This is a genomic window from Streptomyces sp. NPDC004266 (assembly GCF_042874095.1).
GTDB lineage: Bacteria > Actinomycetota > Actinomycetes > Streptomycetales > Streptomycetaceae > Streptomyces.
Genome location: NZ_JBIAMM010000006.1, coordinates 357,761 through 375,807, shown reverse-complemented (window position 1 = coordinate 375,807; position 18,047 = coordinate 357,761). Strand labels below are relative to the sequence as shown.

Below are 18,047 nucleotides of genomic sequence, written 5' to 3'. Positions count from 1 at the left end.
ATTTTCAGTCTGCGGAACCATGCGGGGAACACCCGCCCCCTCCCTCAGGTAGGAGCCCCATGGACACGCCCACGACGTCCCGACGCCGACTGCTCCAGCTCGGCGCCGCGGCTCTGCCGCTCGCGGCCCTCGGGTCGGCGCTGCCCACGGCCGCCCGCGCCGCCACCGCTCCTTCGGGCGCCACGCTGCGGATGCCCGCGGAGCACGACCTCCACGTGCGGACCTTCATGGCCTGGCCCGCGCTGTCCTCAGTCTGGTCCCCGTACTTCGCCGGCGTCCGCCGTGACATCGCCCGCGTGGCCGACGCGATCTCCCGCTACGAGCCCGTCGTGGTGCTAGCCCGTCCCGACCAGGCGGCCGACGCGCGGTACCAGTGCGGAGCCGGGGGCTCCCACGGCATCGAGGTCGTCGAGATAGCCAACGACGACCTGTGGATCCGCGACTTCGGCCCCACCTTCGTCGTCGCGCCCGGCGCCGTCGCCGGTGTGGACACCAACTTCAACGGGTGGGGCAAGACAGGCACGAGCTACTACCAGCCCTACGCCAACGACGCCGCCGCGGCCGCGACCCTGCTCGGCCGGTGCGGCGTTCCGCGCGTCCAGGCGGGGTTCGTCGGCGAGGGCGGCTCGCTGGAGACCGACGGTCAGGGCACCCTGCTCGCCACGGTCAGCTCGCTCGTCAACGCCAACCGCAACCCGGGCACGACCCAGGACCAGGTCGAGCAGGCGATGAAGTCGGCCCTCGGCGTCGACAAGGTCATCTGGGTGCCCGGACTCGCGGGGCAGGACATCACCGACTGCCACATCGACTGCCTGGCCCGCTTCACCGCACCGGGACGCGTCATCCTCGACCAGCCCGGCCCCGGCACCGACTCCAAGTGGGTCGCCGTCTACAACGAGACCAAGCAGATCCTGCTGGGCGCCACCGACGCGCAGGGCCGTCCCCTGACCGTCACCGAACTCCCCGGCCCGGACCGCGGCCGCATCCGGGGCAAGGACAGGGGCAGCGCCTTCCTGTCCAGCTACACCAACTACTACACCGCCAACGGCGCCGTCCTCGTCCCCCAGTTCGGCGACGACCACGCCGACGGCGTGGCCCGCAGCATCCTCGCGGCCGCCTACCCCGGCCGGACCGTCGTCCAGCTCGACATCGACAACATCGCGACCGGCGGTGGCGGCATCCACTGCGCCACCCAGTCGCAGCCCGCCGTCCCCCCGGCCGCCTGACCGGGCGACACCGGATGAACCGCCGGTCGCCGCCCACCGGCGGCGGCCGGCCCTCCTGGAGAGTGGCATGCGGAACCGGGTGCTTCCACCCCTCGCCGACCTCGCGCTGATCGCCGTGACCGCGGCGACGGTCGCGGCCCTGCTGGACTGGGACAGCTGGAGCTCCGAGCAGGGCGCGCTGTTCGGGACGGCGGGACAGCTCACCACGGCCGGGGGAGCGGTGGCGTCGGTACTCGTCCGCCGACGACGGCCCGCGACGGCGCTGGTCGCCGCGGCCACGCTCATGGCGTTCGAGCCGTTGACCGGCGGAGCGCTGACGGTCGTGGCCTACACGGCGGGCCTGAACTGGATCCGCCTCCACCACCGCGTCCTCACCCTGACCGCGTCCATGACGGCGCCCCTGGCCGTCACCCTCGCCCACTCGGCGGCGGAGCCGGCACCGATCCTCGAGTACGACGTGATGGTCGTCCTCGTCACGGGCATCGTGTGCGGGATCCTGCCGGGCCTCGCCGGGGCGCTGACCGGCCAGCGCGAGCGGCTGCTCCAAGCCCTGGAGGAGCGCAACGCCTTCCTGGAACGGGCCCACCGCTCGGCGGAGGAACAGGCGAGATCCCGCGAACGCTCGCGGATCGCGGGCGAGATGCACGATCTGCTCGGTCACCGCCTCAGTCTCATCGCCCTGCACTCCGGCGGCCTTGAAATGGCCAGCGAGACGGGTGATCCCGAGGTGCACCGCAGTGCGCTCCTGGTGCACAGCACGGTGCGCCGGGCGATGGCCGAGTTGCGGGACGTCCTGGGGGTCCTGCGCGCGGGGGACCCGCTGTCGGGCACGTCGGAGCCTCTGACCGTGAAGACGGGCACCCGCGCGGAGGTCGCCGCGCTGGTGGCCCAGTCCCGTACCGCCGGGATCGCCGTACGCGTCGAGTGGACCGGCGAGGACCTGACGGGGGAGAGCCCCACCGCCCGGCGCGCCGTGGACCGGGTGATCCGCGAGGCCCTGACCAACGTGCACAAGCACGCGGCCGCGGCGGAGGTGCGGGTCGTCGTGCGCAGGGAACCCCGGCAGGTGCGGGTCGTCGTGCGCAACGGACCCGAGAGCCGGGCCGCACGGGCGGTCAGGCTTCCGGGCGGCGACCTCGGCCTCGTCGGTCTCCACGAGCGGATCCGTCTGCTCGGCGGCACCCTGCGCGCCGGAGCCGCGGTCGACGGCGGGTACGCGGTCGACGCCCGCATCCCCCTGGGCGCCGGCCCCGCTGTGGCGGACGCGCCCGCCCCGGCCGGACGGCACGTCGTGGCAACGGCGCGGACATGGCCGCACCGCCTCGTGAGCGCCGCCGCCATGGCCCTCGGCGTGGTGGGTGTCGTCGCCCTGCAGTTCGTCACCCTGGCGTTCGTCCCCTACCCCGAGGTGGACGTGACCTCCGACCTCGACGAGGTCGCCGTCTCCATGACCTTCCGACATCCCACGACGTGAGGCCCTCCCCGTGATCCGTGTTCTCCTCGCCGACGACCAGGAACTGGTCCGCGCCGGCATCAGACTGGTGCTCAAGCACGCCGACGACATCGAGGTCGTGGCCGAGGCCTCGGACGGCCACGAGGCATCGGTGCTCGCCGCCCGGCACGACGTGGACGTCGCGATGCTCGACATCCAGATGCAGGGCACCGACGGACTCCGCGCGGCGGAACGGATAGCGGAGCGGACGCCGTCGGTCCGCGTGGTCATGCTCACCACCTTCGGCGAACACGCCTACGTGGAGCGCGCCCTGAAGGCGGGGGTTACGGGATTCCTCCTCAAGGACAGCACCCCGCAGGAACTCATCCAGGCCGTCCGCAGGGTCGCCTCCGGCGCGCCGGTCGTGTCCCCCCGGATCACCCGGCACCTCATCGACCGGTACCTCGACAGCGGCGAGGAGCCGGCCGATCCGCGCCTGGACCGGATCGCCGATCTCACCAGCCGCGAGCGCGAGGTCCTCGCGATGGTGGGCACCGGCGCCTCCAACGCGGAGATCGGCAAGCGGCTGCACCTGGGGGAGGGCACGGTCAAGGCCTATGTGAGCCGCATGCTGACGAAGCTGCGCTGCGCCAACCGCGTCCAGGCGGCCATCCTGGCCCACGACGCCCGGCTCGTTCAGGGCGAGCGGTGACCGGGTGTCGGTGAAGGACCCGGAAGGGGAGCGGTGGACCGCCCGTCCGGTCCCGGACCGGGTGCGGTCGTCCGCTCGTCCGCCGGCTCCTCCCTGCCGGGGTCCGCGTCGGAAGCCTGCCGAGGCGGTTGTACGCCCGCGGCACTGACCGCGAGGAAGGCGCCGGCCGCACCGGCGACGACGAACTTGGACACGAGCGCGGTCCAGCGCATCAGGGACTCCACGGGTGGGTGGTCGCGGTCATCAGGCCGTGACCGGTGACGTTCTGGATCTGCAGTCCGGGCCGGGCGTTGACCTCCAGGATCAGCGGCCCCCGATCGGCGTCGACGACGATGTCCGCGCCCAGATAGTGCAGGCCGGTCGCCGCCGCGCACCGACTCGCCGCGTCGAGCACCTCAGGCCAGTGCGGAACGGTCGCGCCGATCAGCCGCGCGCCGGTGTCCGGGTGGGTCCCGGTCGGCTCCTTCCCGACCAGGGCGTGGGTGATCCGGCCGGTGGCCAGATCGACGGCGGCGCCGATGGCCTTCTGGTGCAGGTTGGCCCGCCCGCCGCTGAAGCGGGTGGGCAGCCGCAGCATCGCGAGGCGGGGCCTGTCCCGGTCGCAGATCACCCGGATGTCCGGCAGCCCCTGATGGGACAGCCGGGCCAGGTCGGGGTGGGCCCGGATCAGGGGTTCGAACATGGCCCAGTCGGTGGGGCGCGGGGAGAAGTCCCCGTCCAGGATGCGCCGCAGCTGGTCGGCGACCGTTTCCCTGGTGATCCGTTTGCCGGAGGAGGACGTCCAGTTCCGGCGGCGCCTGCCGAAGGCCAGCAGGATGCCGTTGCCTCCCAGGCTCTGGTTCGGCTTGAGGGCCCAGCGGTCGGGCAGGCCGTCCCAGTCCAGGGAGGCGATCTCCCGGCGCGAGCGCAGCAGGGCCAGGGTGGGGGAGGTGGGGGCGCCGACCTCGGCCAGCGCCTCCTTGGTGGCGTACTTGTCGTTGACGAGCCGGACGGCGGCCGACGAGTTGTGCCGGGCGATCCGGGCGTTGCGCAGGTTCATGCCCATGACCGGGTCCCAGCCGCGAAGCCGTATCACGCCTCCACCCCCTGCCTCCTGGCCGCGGGCGCGAAGCGGAAGAGCTCGCTCAGGCGAAGCCCGCGGTACGTTCCCGCGATCGACGTCCACACGGCGCACACGATCGCGAGCTGGAGGGGCACCGCCTCCGCGACCTCGCGCACGTACGGGGTCAGGAGGAGCAGCGCCACCAGGACGGCCGTGCCCATGGTCAGGGCGGCTCCCGTCGCGGCGGCCCTCACGCCGTCGAGGTCCCACGCCTCCCACAGGCGCTCGGTGACGATCGCCGTGACGACGACCGGCAGCGACATCCCCCACGAGTCGGAGAGCCCGAGACCGCCCAGGGCGAGCTGGGCGCCGATCAGGCCCGAGGTGACCACCGCGATCAGCACGCCGAGCCGGGCGACCCGCGGAAGGTGCAGGCGGCGCAGCAGGGGCTGCATGGCGAACCCGAGCGCGAACATCACGAGCGTCAGCGGTACGCCGAGGGGGAGGCCGGCCTGCGCGTACGCCAGGGCCAGCAGCACCGGGCTGAACGTGCCCAGCGTGTTCAGCCCGACGACCACCCGGAGCACCACGATCAGCAGGGCCGCCAGGGGCAGCAGCGCCATCATCGACACGGGGTCGATCGCCGGTGCCTTGGCGAACAGGATGCGCAGGGCCGACGGCGCGGCGATGGAGTCGGGCTGGGTGAGCAGCCGCTTGCCCACGGCCACGTGAAGTCCCTGGACCTCCTGCCGGCCGAGCAGGACGGGGGTCTCGCGCTTGGAGCGGTTGTTGACGCTGAGCCTGGCGACGAAGGAGCGGCCGGCCAGCCGCACCGTGGCGTCGACCACCGGGCGCTTCTCACGGCCGAGCGCCGACCCCACGGTGATTCTCGGTGCCGCGTCGAGGTCGAAACCGAGCTCCTTCGCCAGTGCCGTGTCCACCGACGACGCCGACGCGCTGGTGTCGATCAGCGCGAGGACCTCGTGACTCCGGCCCGTCGGTCCGCTGACGCGCACCATCTCCCGTTCGCCGATGACCTCCCCCGACCGGCTCAGGGGCCGGTCGGGGGAGCCGAGCACCCCCAGCAGCAGGAAGCTCAGACAGGCCACGGCCGCCAGCACCTTCACCACCACGGGCACCTTCCCGCGCCCACCGCGGTAGGCGTCCGCCGCCCGCTCCCCGCTCTCCGGACTCTCTTCGTACTTCTGCAGGTCATGCATGGGAAAAGCCTTGAACAGGGGACCGGCCCCCAGTAGTGCCGATCGGCCCCAGGAGGGCAACGAAAGTTGTCCGTGCACCGTTTCCGGACCCGCCCGCCCCTCGTCAGGGCCGTGATCCTGCCGACCGGACGGGCCCGGTAAGGTTTGGGCCATGGCGTCTCGCAGCACTCAACTCCTCGAAGCCGCCGCCCGGGTGATCGCCCGGCGCGGGGTCCGTGGCCTGCGCGTGGAGGAGCTGGCCGCCGAGGCGGGCGTGTCCACCGCGCTGATCTACTACCACTTCAAGGACCGTGCCGGGATCCTGCGCAAGACGCTGGAGTTCATCAGCGACCGTGCCGAGCGCTACACGACCCACCGCGACCCGGACGCCGAACCGCTCGGCCCGCGCGAGGAGCTGGAACAGACGCTCCTCCTCGAACTCCAGGACTCGACCGAGGTCAGGGAGAACAGCACCGCCTGGGGCGAGTTGCGGGCCAGCGCCGTCTTCGACGAGCTGCTGCGCGAAGACCTGACGCGAGCCACCCGGGTCTGGGTGCAGGAGGTGGCGGCCCTGTTGGGCCAGGTCCGGCCGATGGCCTCGGCAGCCGCTCTCGAGGCGGCCGCCGAGCGGCTCACCGCCCTCCTGGAGGGCCTGAGCATGCGCTGGCTCAGCGGCACGCTCCGGATCGCCCACGCCAGGGCCCTGATGGGCGAGGCCATCGACGCCGAGATCGACCGGCTGGACCGCCCGTAACGCGGTTCCTCCCTGCACACGGCGGTTTTTCCCTGCACACGGCGATTCCTCCCGCCACACGGCGTGCCGAACCGGGCGTGCCGTGCCGACGGCGTGGTTGCCCACGCCGTCCGGTGCGCGCCGCCGCTGATCGCGGTCCGGACAGGTGATCGGGCTTGCGGGGGGTGAGCCAGGCCCACAGTCTTGACTGATATTTCAGTCAATGCGACAGTGAATTCCCTGCATCCGCCTCTGACATCTTGCGGAAGGAAAGGGACGACCTTGCGTGTGACCAGGCCCTTCGGACAGGCGACGACATGCCTCTGACCCCCACCGAGCGTGACCGGCTCCTCCTCTTCACCGCCGCCCAGCTCGCCCGGTCCCGCCTGAAGCGCGGACTGCGGCTCAACGTTCCGGAGGCGACCGCGCTGATCGCCGACACGGTGTGCGAGGCCGCGCGTGACGGCCTTCGTCTGGCCGAGGCGCTCGACCGCGGACGCGGTGTCCTCGGTCCGGAGGACGTGCTCCCCGGCGTCACCGACGTCGTGACGGAGATCCAGGTCGAGGCGGTGTTCGACGACGGCACCCGCCTGGCCGTCATCAGCGCCCCGTTCGGCGAGGTGGAGCACGACGACGGCGCGCCCGGGGCCGTCCTGCCCCACACGGACACCCTGCCGGAGCCGGAACCGGCGATCACTCTGCGGGTGCGCAACGCGGCCGCGGTCCCGGTCAGCGTGACCTCGCACTTCCACTTCTTCGAGGCGAACCCGCGGCTGGACTTCGACCGGGCCGCCGCCTACGGGATGCGGCTGGCCGCCCCGGCCGGCTCGTCCACCCGGTTCGACCCCGGTGCGGTCGTGGAAGTCGGACTCGTACCGATGGGGGGCGACAGGATCGCCATCGGTTTCGCGGGCCTGGTCGACGGCCCGCTCGACGCGCCCGGCACGAAGGCCGAGGCCCTGAAGCGCGCCGCCGTCTGCGGCTACCTCGGAGCGGAAGGGGCAGAGCGATGAGCAGGCCCACCAGACACGGCGACCACTGTGCTCCCGGCAGCAGCCGGCACATCGACCCGTACGAGTACGCCACCGTGCACGGGCCCCGCGCGGGGGACCGGGTCCGGCTCGGTGACTCGGGACTCGTCGTACGGGTGGAGGCGGACTCACAGGCGTACGGGGACGAGTTCCTCGCCGGGTTCGGCAAGACCGCCCGCGACGGGATGCACCTGAAGGCCGCGGCGGTCCGCGAGACCTGTGACGTCGTGATCACCAACGTCCTGGTCATCGACGCCGTGCAGGGCATCCGCAAGGTGTCCGTCGGCATCCGCGAGGGCCGGATCCACGCCATCGGACGGGCCGGCAACCCCGACACCCTCGACGGCGTCGACGTCGTCGTCGGCACCGGCACCACGATGATCCCGGGAGAGGGACTGATCGCCACCGCCGGTGCGATCGACACCCACGTCCACCTGCTGTCGCCGCGGATCATGGAGGCCTCGCTCGCCAGCGGCGTCACCACGATCATCGGCCAGGAGATCGGGCCGAGCTGGGGCGTCGGCGTCAACTCCCCCTGGGCCCTGAAGCTCGGGTTCGACGCCTTCGACGCCTGGCCGGTCAACATCGGCTTCCTGGCCCGGGGTTCCGCGTCCGACGAAGCGCCCCTGGTGGAGGCCCTCGCCGAGGGCGGCGCCTCGGGCTTCAAGGTCCACGAGGACATGGGCGCCCACACCCGCGCCCTGGACACCGCGCTGCGGGTCGCCGAGGAGCACGACGTCCAGGTGGCGCTGCACTCCGACGGCCTGAACGAGTGCCTGTCCGTCGAGGACACCCTGAAGGTCCTGGAGGGGCGTACGATCCACGCCTTCCACATCGAGGGCTGCGGCGGCGGACACGTCCCCAACGTCCTGAAGATGGCGGGCGTGCCGAACGTCATCGGCTCCTCCACCAACCCCACCCTGCCCTTCGGGCGGGACGCCATCGCCGAGCACTACGGGATGATCGTCTCCGTCCACGACCTGAAGACGGACCTGCCCGGCGACGCCGCGATGGCGCGCGACCGGATCCGGGCCGGGACGATGGGCGCGGAGGACGTCCTGCACGACCTCGGCGCGATCGGGATCACCTCCTCCGACGCGCAGGGGATGGGGCGGGCGGGGGAGACGATCCGGCGTACGTTCGCGATGGCCGGGAAGATGAAGGCCGAACTGGGGCCCCTGGAGGGCGACGGCGACGGTGACGACAACGCGCGCGTGCTGCGCTACATGGCCAAGCTGACCATCAACCCGGCGATCGCCCACGGCCTCGCCCACGAGATCGGCTCGATCGAGGTCGGGAAGATGGCCGACATCGTGCTGTGGCGGCCGGAGTTCTTCGGCGCCAAGCCGCAGATGGTCATCAAGAACGGCTTCCCCGCCTACGGGGTGACCGGAGACCCGAACGCGGCCACCGACACCTGTGAACCACTGCTCCTGGGACCGCTGTTCGGTGCGCACGGAGCCGCTCCGGCCGAGCTGTCCGTCGCCTTCGTCAGCCGCGCCGCCGCCGAGTCGGGCTCGTTCGGCTCGCCGTACGACACGCTGGGCACTCGGCGCAGGCGCGTGGCCGTCCGGGGCACCCGGGGCATCGGCCCGGCCGACATGGTGCGCAACGCCCGCCTCGGACAGGTGGACGTGGACCCGCGCAGCGGCCTCGTGACCCTGGACGGCGATCCGATGCGCTCCGAGCCGGCGCAGCAGGTGTCGTTGAGCCGCCTGTACTTCCTCTGACTCCTCCCGCTGAACGACCCGAGAAAGGCACGCCTCCAGTCTTGACTGAAATTTCAGTCGGATGGAGGATGCTGTTCACACCGCGTACCCGTTCCCGCGCTTGAGCCTGGCCGAGCCGGCCGCCGCCGACGGGTACTTCTGGCGAAACGAAGAGAGACCCGTGATGACTGCATTCCGTATGCCTGCCGAGTGGTCCGCACACGAAGGGTGCCTGATGGCCTGGCCCGTCCGTGAGGACCTGTGGGGCAGCGTGCTGGACGACGTCAAGGAGGAGTACGCGAACGTCGCGCGTGCGATCGCCGAGTTCGAGCCCGTGACCATGGTCGCGCCGCCCGGCCACGGTGAGGAGGCCAGGAGCAGGTGCGGCCAGGAGATCACCGTGGTGGAGCTGGCGCAGGACGACTCGTGGTTCCGGGACTCGGCCCCGCTCTTCGTGCTCGACGGTGAAGGCAACCGCGCCGGAGTGGACTTCCGCTTCAACGCCTGGGGCCGCAAGCACAGCCCGTACGACTCCGACGACCGGGTCGGCGGCCTCCTCCTGGAGCACCTGGGCGTCGAGCGCATCCCCTCCGACATGATCCTGGAGGGCGGGGCGATCACGGTCGACGGCGAGGGAACGCTGATCACGACCGAGCAGTGTCTCCTGCATCCCAACCGGAATCCCGGCATGAACCGGGACGAGATCGAGGCCGAGCTGAAATCCCAGCTCGGCGTCAGCAAGGTTGTATGGCTGCCGTACGGCGGCCTGCTGGACACGGAGACCGACGGGCACGTCGACGGTGTCTGCGCCTTCGCCGCTCCGGGTACCGTGGTGGTCTCCCTGCCCGAGGACCCCGAGCACCCGGACTACGCCCGGATGCGGGCCAACCGCGCGGTCCTCGAGTCGACCCGGGACGCCCGCGGCCGCCGCCTGGAGATCATCGACGTTCCCCAGACCGCCTTCGTCGAGATGCCGGACGGAGCGGTCGAGGTGTCGTACCTGAACTACTACGTGGCCAACGGCGGCGTCGTCGTCCCGGTGGCGGGCGTGCCCCAGGACGAGGCCGCGCTCGCCGTGATCGCCTCGGCGTACCCGGGCCGCAAGGTCGTCCCGGTGCAGGCGATCGCGATCGCGTTCGGCGGGGGCGGTGTGCACTGCATCACCCAGCAGATCCCCGCCGCGCGCCCCTCCGCCGCGTAGAGCGGTCCCGCCGCTCCTGACGGGCCGGCCCCGCGGCCCGTCACCCCTCCGCACCCCTCACGGAAAGACAGCGCGCCGATGACGACCTCCCCCGTCCAGGGCCCCAGACGGCCCTCCCGCCGTCGCGGCCGGATCGCCGCCGCGACCGCGGTCCTGTCCTCCTTCGCCCTGCTCGCGGCCTGCTCCGGGCCGCCCAAGAGCGGCACGGGCAGTACCGGCGCAGGAGTGAAGCTCTCCGCCTCGACGCCTCCGGCGCGCGGTGAGATCGACTCCTTCACCTGGGCCGTCTACGCCGAGCCGCCCACCCTCGACTACACGGTCGCGTTCGACTACCCGCAGAACACGATCCTGTCCAACGTGTGCGAGAGCCTGATGCGCTGGACACCGGGGCTCACCATGGAGCCCGGCCTGGCCCGGAAGGCCTCGAACCCCGACCCCAACACCTGGGTGTACGACCTGCGTCCGGGCGTCCGCTTCCACGACGGCAAGGTGATGACCGCCGACGACGTGGTCTACAGCCTCGGCCGGCAGCGGGACCCGAAGAACGCCGCCGCCTGGGCCCAGACGTTCCAGAACGTCACCTCCTTGACGAAGACCGGCCCGCTCCAGGTCACGGTCAAGCTCAAGAAGCCGGACTCCCAGTTCCCCCAGTACATGGCGACCGCCGCGGGCGTCGTCGCTTCCAGGGCGGGCGTCGAGGCGGCCGGCAAGGACTACGGCACCACCGGAGACCTCGCCTGCACCGGCCCGTTCAAGCTCGGCACGTGGAGCAAGGGCCAGTCGATCGAGCTGGAGCGCTTCGACGGCTACTGGGGCACGAAGGCCAAGGCGAAGAAGGCCGTCTTCCGGATCCTGACCGACCCCTCGGCCCGCACCAACGCCATGCTCAGCGGCGAGATCGACGGCGGCTACCTCATCCCCACCGAGAGCTACGACCGCCTCAGGAACAGCGGCGTCGGCAAGCTCTGGTTCGGCGAGGGCCTCAGCACGGTCAACGTCGACATCACCAACATGACGGGCCCGCTCGGCGACCTCCGGGTCCGCAAGGCGCTCTCCCTGGCCCTGGACCGGTCCGGGTTCGTCAAGGCCGGACTCGGCGGCGCCGGCACCGTCACCACCTCGCTCACCACCCGCGCCGCCTGGGCCGGAGCCTCGGAGCAGACCCGCAAGGACGCGTTCGGCGCGCTGCCGCCCGCCGCCCAGGACATCGAGAAGGCCAAGGCGCTGATCAAGGAGGCCGGTGCCACGGGCAAGACCCTGACCGTCGCCACCAGCTCCATCGGCCAGGACGTCTCCCTCCTCGCCACCGCGATCCAGGCCGCCGGCACGCAGATCGGACTGAAGATCAACCTCAGGACGATCGCCCCCAACGCCTTCACCGCGCTGTTCACCGACCCGAAGGCGCGCGAGGGCATCGACATGTTCCCGCTCACCTACTACGACTCGATCACCGACCCGCTGGACCTGCTGACCAACTTCAAGACCGGCGCCTACATGAACTTCGCCGACTACAGCGACAAGGGCTACGACGCGCTCGTCGACCAGGCCACCGGCGTCTACGAGCCGGAGCAGCGGATGAGGATCGAGGCGGAGATGCAGAAGCGGGTGGCCGAGCAGCTGCCCTGGATCCCGGTCGCCGAGTGGCCCACCGCCGTCTTCCTCAACAAGAGGATCACCGGCGCCCCCACCACCATCTCGTACATGTACCACCCGTGGGCCGCCGGCGTCGGTGCGGCGGACGCGGGGGCCACGCCGTGAACTTCGTGAGATTCGCCGTGCGCCGGGTGACGGAGATGGCCGCCACCCTGCTGTGCGCGTCGTTCGTGGTCTTCGGCGCCATGTACCTGGCGCCGGGCGACCCGGCCAGCTTCCTGCTCTCCGGCCGCTCGGCCTCGCCCGAGGCCCTCGCCGCGATCAACGCCCAGTACCACCTGGACGACCCCTTCTTCGTCCGCTACCTCCGCTGGCTCGGCGACATCGTCCACGGGGACTTCGGCCGGTCCATCACCTACCGCACCGACGTCTCCCGGCTCCTGGCCGACCGCCTCCCCACCACCCTGCTCCTCGTGGCGATGGCACTGGCCGTGGTCGTCGTGATCGGCCTCGTACTGGGGCGCATCGCCGCCGTGCGCGGCGGCGGCACCGACTCGGCCATCCTGGTCGGGACCACGCTCGCCGTCGGCACCCCCTCCTTCGTCGCCGCCGTCCTGCTCCAGGGACTCTTCGCCGTCAACCTCGGCTGGTTCCCCAGCAGCGGTTCCGGCGACGGCCTCCTCGACCGGGTCTGGCACCTCACCCTGCCCGCGATCGCGCTCGCCCTGTACCTGATCGGCATGCTCGCGCGGGTCACCCGCTCGGCCATGCTGGAGGCCCTCGACAGCGAGCACGTCACGGTCGCCCGCAGCCGCGGCGTCCCCGAGCGCCAGGTCATCCGCCGGCACGTGTTCCGGAACTCGCTGGGCACCGTCCTGACCACCGGCGGCCTGATCGTCTCGACGCTGCTGGTCTGCACGATCCTCGTGGAGACCGCCTTCAGCATCGGCGGCATCGGCCAGCTCCTGGAGCTGTCCACCTCGACCAAGGACTTCCCGACGGTCCAGGCCATCTCCCTGATCATCGTCGCCCTGTTCATGATCGTGAACCTCATCGTCGACCTCCTGCTGCCGCTGGTCGACCCGCGGATCACCCTCGGATCGAGGAGTTCCTCCGTATGACCGCCGTCCTGACCCGCAGGCCCGGCCTCGCGAAGATCCGCACCGCCCGGTCCCCGCTGTATCCGGCCTGCCTCGGCCTCGTCGCCCTCGTCACGGCCGCCGCGCTCCTCGCGCCCTGGCTCGTGCCGTACGACCCCAACGCCGTCGACCTCGGCAACGCGCTGGCCGGACCTTCCCCGGAGCACCTGCTCGGGGTCGACGCCGCCGGACGCGACACCTTCTCCCGGCTGCTCCTCGGCGCCCGCACCTCGCTGCTCGGCCCGCTCGGCGTCGTCGTCTTCTCCACCCTCGCCGGAATCGCGGTCGGCATGGCCGCGGGCTGGCGGGGCGGCTGGCTCGACTCCGTCCTCTCGCGCAGCACCGAGCTCGTCTTCGCGTTCCCCGGCATGCTCCTCGCCATCCTGATCGTCTCCCTCTACGGCGAAGGACTGCTCGCCCCCGTCATCGCCCTCTCCCTCGCCTACCTGCCGTACGTCAGCCGGCTCACCCGCTCCCTCGTCCTGGCCGAACGCAAACGCCCCTACGTCAGCGCCTACCAGGTCCAGGGGCACTCGGCCCTCCAGATCAGCCTGCGCCACATCCTGCCCAACATCGCCCCCGTCGTCCTCGCCCAGTCCACCATCAACTTCGGCTACGCACTGATGGACCTCGCCGGCCTGTCCTTCCTCGGCCTCGGCGTACCCGCGCTCACCCCCGACTGGGGCCGCATGGTCTTCGACGGCCAGACCGCCATCCAGCAGGGCTACCCGCTCTCCGCGGTCCTGCCCAGCGTGTCCATCGTGCTCACCGTCGTCGCCTTCAACGTCGTCGGAGAGCGCTGGGCCGACCGCGTCGCCAGGAGAGACCGATGACTTCCACGTACACGCTCGACGTCCAGGGGCTGCGGATCACCCTGCCCGGCACGGCCCGCCCCGTCCTCGACGGCGTCGACCTCCACGTCGCCGCCGGCGAGACCGTCGCCCTCGTCGGCGAGTCCGGATCCGGGAAGACCCTCACCTCGCGCAGCGCGCTCGGCCTGCTGCCCCCCGGGGCCGTCGTCGAGGGCCGGGTCCGCGTCCTCGGACACGACGTGCTCGCCATGCGGGGCGAGCAGCTGCGCGCTCTGCGCACCGACACCGTCGCCATGATCTTCCAGGACCCCCGCGCCGCCCTCAACCCACTGCGCCGCATCGGCGACTTCCTCACCGAGAGCGTCACCCTGTCCGGCAGCATGACCCGGGCGGACGCCACCGCCCGCGCCGCCGAACTCCTGCGGGCGGTCGGCCTGGACGACTCCGCCCTGCACAAGTACCCCGGCCAGGTCTCCGGCGGCATGCTGCAACGTGTCGTGATCGCCGCCGCGCTCATGGGAGACCCCGAGCTCCTCCTCGCGGACGAGCCCACCACGGCGCTCGACGTCACCACGCAGGCCGAGGTGATCGCACTCCTGGCCGAACTGCGCGCCCGCTTCCGCACCGGACTGCTCTTCGTCACCCACGACCTCGACCTCGCCGCCGCCATCAGCGACCGCGTCTACGTCATGTACGCCGGCCGGATCGCCGAGAGCGGCCCCGCCGAAGTCCTCTTCGCCCGTCCCCGGCACCCGTACACCGCGGCACTGCTCGCCTCCACCCCCCGCCTCGAAGCCCCGCGGGGGCGGCTCGCCGCCATCGACGGCCAACCCCCCGACCTGCGTCAGGAACTGCCCGGCTGCCCGTTCGCCGCCCGCTGTCCCCTCGCCACGGAGGTCTGCGGGCAGCGGACGCCCGAGCCGACCACCGCGCCGGGCCTGCCGACGCACCGGGCCGCGTGCCACCACAGCGACCGTCTCACGGAGAGCCCCGCCGATGCCTGAGAACGTCCTGGAGGCCGTCGGCCTCCACCGCGCCTTCGGGAGCGTCCGCGCCGTCGACGACGTGTCCTTCGCCCTCCCCGAGGGCGGGTCCCTGGGCATCGTGGGCGAGTCCGGCTCCGGCAAGACCACCACGGCCCGGATGGTCGTCGGTCTCGAACAGGCCGACGCCGGGGAGATCCGCGTCCGCGGCCGTGTCCGCGGCGCGCGGAGTCGCGGCCGGGACCGGCGCCTGGCGCGGGCGCGCGAGGTCCAGATGGTCTTCCAGGACCCGTACCTCTCCCTCGATCCGAGGACCAGCGTCGAACAGGTCCTGCGCGAGACCCTGAGCCTGCACTTCCCCGGCACCGACCACGACCGGCGCGTCCGGGAACTCCTCGATCAGGTCGGCCTCGGTACCCGCGCCGCCGACGCACGGCCCCGCCGGCTCTCCGGGGGCCAGCGCCAACGCGTCGCCATCGCACGCGCCCTCGCCGTCGAACCGGCCGTGCTGGTCCTGGACGAGGCGGTCGCCGCCCTCGACGTCTCCGTACAGGCGCAGATCCTCAACCTGCTCGCCGACATCCGCGAGGAGACCCGGATCGGCTACCTGTTCATCACCCACGACCTCGGCGTGGTCCGGTGCGTCACCGACGACGTCATCGTCATGCGCAAGGGCCGTGTCGTCGAGGCGGGCCCCACGGCCGAGGTGCTCGCCTCACCCCGACACCCCTACACGCGGCTGCTGCTGGAGTCCGTGCCCCGCCCGGGCTGGGACCCCGCGGCGATCGCCGCCGCCCGCCGGGCGCTCTGACAGCCCCGCCGACACAGGAGATCGACCTTGAACGAACACACCGCCGGCCGGCATGCGCACCGAGGCCTGAACCGGCGTGGCTTTCTCGTCACCGCCGGAGCGACCGCCGTCGGCGCCGCGCTCGCGACGACCCTCCCCGAACGGGCGGGTGCCGCCGCGGGGGCCTTCCGGGTCCCGGTCGAGGACGTCCGCCACACCCGCACCTGGATGGCCTGGCCCGACAGCACCGCGATCTGGGGCGGCAGGCTGAACGGCGTCCAGGCGGACATCGCCCTGATCGCCCGTACCATCGCCGGGTACGAGCCGGTCGTGATGTGCGCCAACTCCGGCAGCGCGGCGAAAGCCCGTCAGATGTGCGGCTCCACCGTCACCGTCATCAGCTCCATCCCCGTCGACGACTGCTGGATGCGCGACACGGGCCCCGTCTTCCGCACCGACGCCTACGCCCGCGACGCCCGCCGGCAGTACGGCACCCTGACCGCCTCGACGACCGCCACCGGCCGAGCCATGGACGTGATGCGCCTCCAGGGCCCCGAGTACGGCAAGATCCGCTCCACCGACCGGGACTTCCTCGCCTCCTACGCCCACCTCTACCTCTGCAACGACGCCGTCGTCTCCGCCCGGTTCGGGGACCGGAGGGCGGACGAGGCGGCCCGGGCGCCGCTGCGACGCCTTTACCCCGACCGGTACGTCGAGCAGCTCGACATCGACCGCCTCGGCACGGGCGGCGGCGGCATCCACTGCGTCACCCAGCAGCAGCCCGCCGCCTGAGAACGACGTTCTCGCCCGCCGCGGAGCAGGCCGGAAGCCGGAGCAGCTCGTCGCCCGCTGAAATTTTAGTCAATTCGCTCCTCCAAGTCATTGACTGAAATTTGAGTCAATCCCTACGGTGGGCGCACCCGAACGGCGCCGCGGATTTCCGGGCGCCGGGCGGATTCGTGGAAGCACCCGTGAACAGGAGCCCACATGGGGTCAGTTGACCCGCCGACGTATGATCCCGCCCCCGCCGCAGGGATCGAGCAGCACTCGATCGACTGGGTGCCCCTCTCGGAACGGCACGGCAAACCGTCCAGCGTCGGGGCCATCTGGTTCGTCGGCAGCCTCAACCTCACCGGTCTGGCGACCGGCGTCGTGACGCTGTCCATGGGGGCCTCCCTCGTGTGGACGGTGACCGCCACCGTTCTCGGCTCGCTCTTCGGCACCTTCTTCATGGCGTTCCACTCGGCCCAGGGGCCGCAGCTGGGACTGCCCCAACTCGTACAGTCACGGCCGCAGTTCGGCTATCTGGGTGCCGCGCTCACCGTGTGGGTGTTCGCCCTGGTCAACTACGTGGCCTTCAACACGTCCGACGCCCTGCTGTCCGGCCAGGCCGTGAACCTGCTCACCGGAATGCCCAACACCCTCGGCTATCTCCTCGCCGCCGCGGTGGCGACCGTGATCGCCCTCTTCGGATACGACTGGATCCACAAGATCAACAAGTGGCTCACCTGGCCCTTCGTCGTGATCACCGCGGCCGTCACCGCGGCCGCCCTGTTCGGCGGAGGGCTGCCGGACGGCGTCTGGAACGCCGGGCCGTTCGAGCTCGCGCCGTTCATGCTCGTGTTCGTCTTCGTCGCCGGCTTCCAGCTGGGCTGGGCACCGTACGTCTCGGACTACTCGCGCTACCTCAGACCCGACGTCCCCGTGCGCAGCACCTTCTGGTGGACCTACCTGCCCAGCGCGGTCTCCGGGATCTGGGTCTTCGTCCTCGGTGCCGTGGTCTCGGCCGGCGCCCCCGAGGGCACGGACCCGGTCACCGCCCTGAAGCTCTCGGCCGACCGGCTGTTCGGCGGGTTCGGCACGGTCGCGGTCGTCGTGCTGCTGGTCGGGCTGCTCTCCATCATGGCGATCAACCAGTACGGCGGCAGCCTCACGATGATCTCCATCGTCGACTCGTTCCGGCCGGTCAAGCCGACCCGGACCATCCGGGTCGCCACGATCGGGATCATGCTGGCCGCCGTCGGGACGGTCTCCACCCTCGTCGGCATCGACCAGTTCAACTGGTTCTTCGCCAACGTGGTGGTGGTCCTGACGTACCTGTTCATCCCGTGGACGGCCATCAACCTGGTCGACTTCTTCTTCGTCCGGCGCGGCCAGTACGCCGTCAAGGAGATCTTCAACCCGCACGGGATCTACGGCCGGTGGGGCTGGCGCGGAAACCTCGCCTACCTGATCGGACTGGCCTGCATGGCCCCGTTCATGGTCATCACCGGCCTCTTCGTCGGGCCCGTCGCGGAGCGCCTCGGCGGCGTCGACTGCTCGGTCCTCGTCGGCCTGCCGGTGGCCGGAGGCCTCTACCGGGCCTTCGCCCGAAGTCTCGACCTGGCCACCGAACGCCGGATGGTCCGGGAGGAGGGACTGCTGGAGCCACTCCACTGAGCGACC

Annotated in this window: 16 protein-coding genes; 14 read left to right on the top strand and 2 right to left on the bottom strand. The window is 71.6% G+C overall.

Annotated elements, in window-relative coordinates; genetic code table 11:
* The first annotated feature begins 59 nt into the window (after positions 1-59).
* The 3 genes from ACFYUZ_RS17750 to ACFYUZ_RS17740 all read left to right on the top strand — a co-directional run bounded on the left by ACFYUZ_RS17750 (position 60) and on the right by ACFYUZ_RS17740 (position 3,370).
* Positions 60-1,226 (top strand): agmatine deiminase family protein, encoded by a 1,167-nt coding sequence (locus tag ACFYUZ_RS17750; protein ID WP_389310144.1) that lies wholly within the window; start codon positions 60-62, stop codon positions 1,224-1,226.
* Positions 1,227-1,293: 67 nt separating this feature from the next.
* Complete coding sequence (locus tag ACFYUZ_RS17745; protein WP_389310142.1) at positions 1,294-2,700, top strand: sensor histidine kinase; 1,407 nt, start codon at positions 1,294-1,296, stop codon at positions 2,698-2,700.
* Positions 2,701-2,710: 10 nt separating this feature from the next.
* Positions 2,711-3,370, top strand: a complete 660-nt coding sequence (locus tag ACFYUZ_RS17740) for a response regulator (RefSeq protein ID WP_389310140.1) — start codon at positions 2,711-2,713, stop codon at positions 3,368-3,370.
* Between the two features lie 211 nt (positions 3,371-3,581).
* Here ACFYUZ_RS17740 and ACFYUZ_RS17735 read toward each other — a convergent pair whose 3' ends face one another.
* Both ACFYUZ_RS17735 and ACFYUZ_RS17730 read right to left on the bottom strand, forming a co-directional pair.
* Positions 3,582-4,445 (bottom strand): sugar-transfer associated ATP-grasp domain-containing protein, encoded by an 864-nt coding sequence (locus ACFYUZ_RS17735; RefSeq protein WP_389310138.1) that lies wholly within the window; start codon positions 4,443-4,445, stop codon positions 3,582-3,584.
* A complete protein-coding gene (locus ACFYUZ_RS17730) occupies positions 4,442-5,632 on the bottom strand; it encodes a 7TM domain-containing protein (RefSeq protein ID WP_389310135.1) in 1,191 nt (396 codons plus the stop codon). Before ACFYUZ_RS17730 ends, ACFYUZ_RS17735 begins: the two co-directional genes overlap by 4 nt.
* 151 nt (positions 5,633-5,783) lie before the next feature.
* On the opposite strand from ACFYUZ_RS17730, the gene ACFYUZ_RS17725 reads away from it, so the two are divergent.
* The 11 genes from ACFYUZ_RS17725 (at position 5,784) to ACFYUZ_RS17675 (ending at position 18,041) form a co-directional block, all read left to right on the top strand.
* Complete coding sequence (locus ACFYUZ_RS17725) at positions 5,784-6,365, top strand: TetR/AcrR family transcriptional regulator (protein ID WP_389310133.1); 582 nt, start codon at positions 5,784-5,786, stop codon at positions 6,363-6,365.
* 296 nt (positions 6,366-6,661) lie between these two features.
* Positions 6,662-7,357, top strand: coding sequence for an urease subunit gamma (gene ureA, locus ACFYUZ_RS17720; protein ID WP_389310130.1), 696 nt, complete (start codon positions 6,662-6,664; stop codon positions 7,355-7,357).
* The gene (locus ACFYUZ_RS17715) at positions 7,354-9,105 is read left to right on the top strand and encodes an urease subunit alpha (protein ID WP_389310128.1); all 1,752 of its coding nucleotides are present in this window, start codon (positions 7,354-7,356) and stop codon (positions 9,103-9,105) included. The genes ureA and ACFYUZ_RS17715 overlap by 4 nt, the downstream gene beginning before the upstream one ends.
* Before the next feature lie 163 nt (positions 9,106-9,268).
* A complete protein-coding gene (locus tag ACFYUZ_RS17710; RefSeq protein ID WP_389310125.1) occupies positions 9,269-10,285 on the top strand; it encodes an agmatine/peptidylarginine deiminase in 1,017 nt (338 codons plus the stop codon).
* 78 nt (positions 10,286-10,363) lie between these two features.
* A complete protein-coding gene (locus tag ACFYUZ_RS17705; RefSeq protein WP_389310122.1) occupies positions 10,364-12,043 on the top strand; it encodes an ABC transporter substrate-binding protein in 1,680 nt (559 codons plus the stop codon).
* Entirely contained in the window at positions 12,040-12,999 is a 960-nt protein-coding gene (locus tag ACFYUZ_RS17700; protein ID WP_389310119.1) for an ABC transporter permease, read from the top strand. The genes ACFYUZ_RS17705 and ACFYUZ_RS17700 overlap by 4 nt, the downstream gene beginning before the upstream one ends.
* Positions 12,996-13,850: an ABC transporter permease gene (locus ACFYUZ_RS17695; RefSeq protein ID WP_389310117.1), complete on the top strand. Its 855-nt coding sequence runs from the start codon at positions 12,996-12,998 to the stop codon at positions 13,848-13,850. Before ACFYUZ_RS17700 ends, ACFYUZ_RS17695 begins: the two co-directional genes overlap by 4 nt.
* Entirely contained in the window at positions 13,847-14,833 is a 987-nt protein-coding gene (locus ACFYUZ_RS17690; RefSeq protein ID WP_389310114.1) for an ABC transporter ATP-binding protein, read from the top strand. The genes ACFYUZ_RS17695 and ACFYUZ_RS17690 overlap by 4 nt, the downstream gene beginning before the upstream one ends.
* Positions 14,826-15,623, top strand: coding sequence for an ABC transporter ATP-binding protein (locus tag ACFYUZ_RS17685; RefSeq protein WP_389310112.1), 798 nt, complete (start codon positions 14,826-14,828; stop codon positions 15,621-15,623). The genes ACFYUZ_RS17690 and ACFYUZ_RS17685 overlap by 8 nt, the downstream gene beginning before the upstream one ends.
* A 27-nt stretch (positions 15,624-15,650) precedes the next feature.
* On the top strand, positions 15,651-16,394 hold the full coding sequence (locus tag ACFYUZ_RS17680) for an agmatine deiminase family protein (protein ID WP_389310109.1): 744 nt from the start codon (positions 15,651-15,653) through the stop codon (positions 16,392-16,394).
* Positions 16,395-16,589: 195 nt separating this feature from the next.
* Positions 16,590-18,041, top strand: a complete 1,452-nt coding sequence (locus ACFYUZ_RS17675; RefSeq protein WP_389310107.1) for a purine-cytosine permease family protein — start codon at positions 16,590-16,592, stop codon at positions 18,039-18,041.
* The last annotated feature ends 6 nt before the right edge of the window (positions 18,042-18,047 follow it).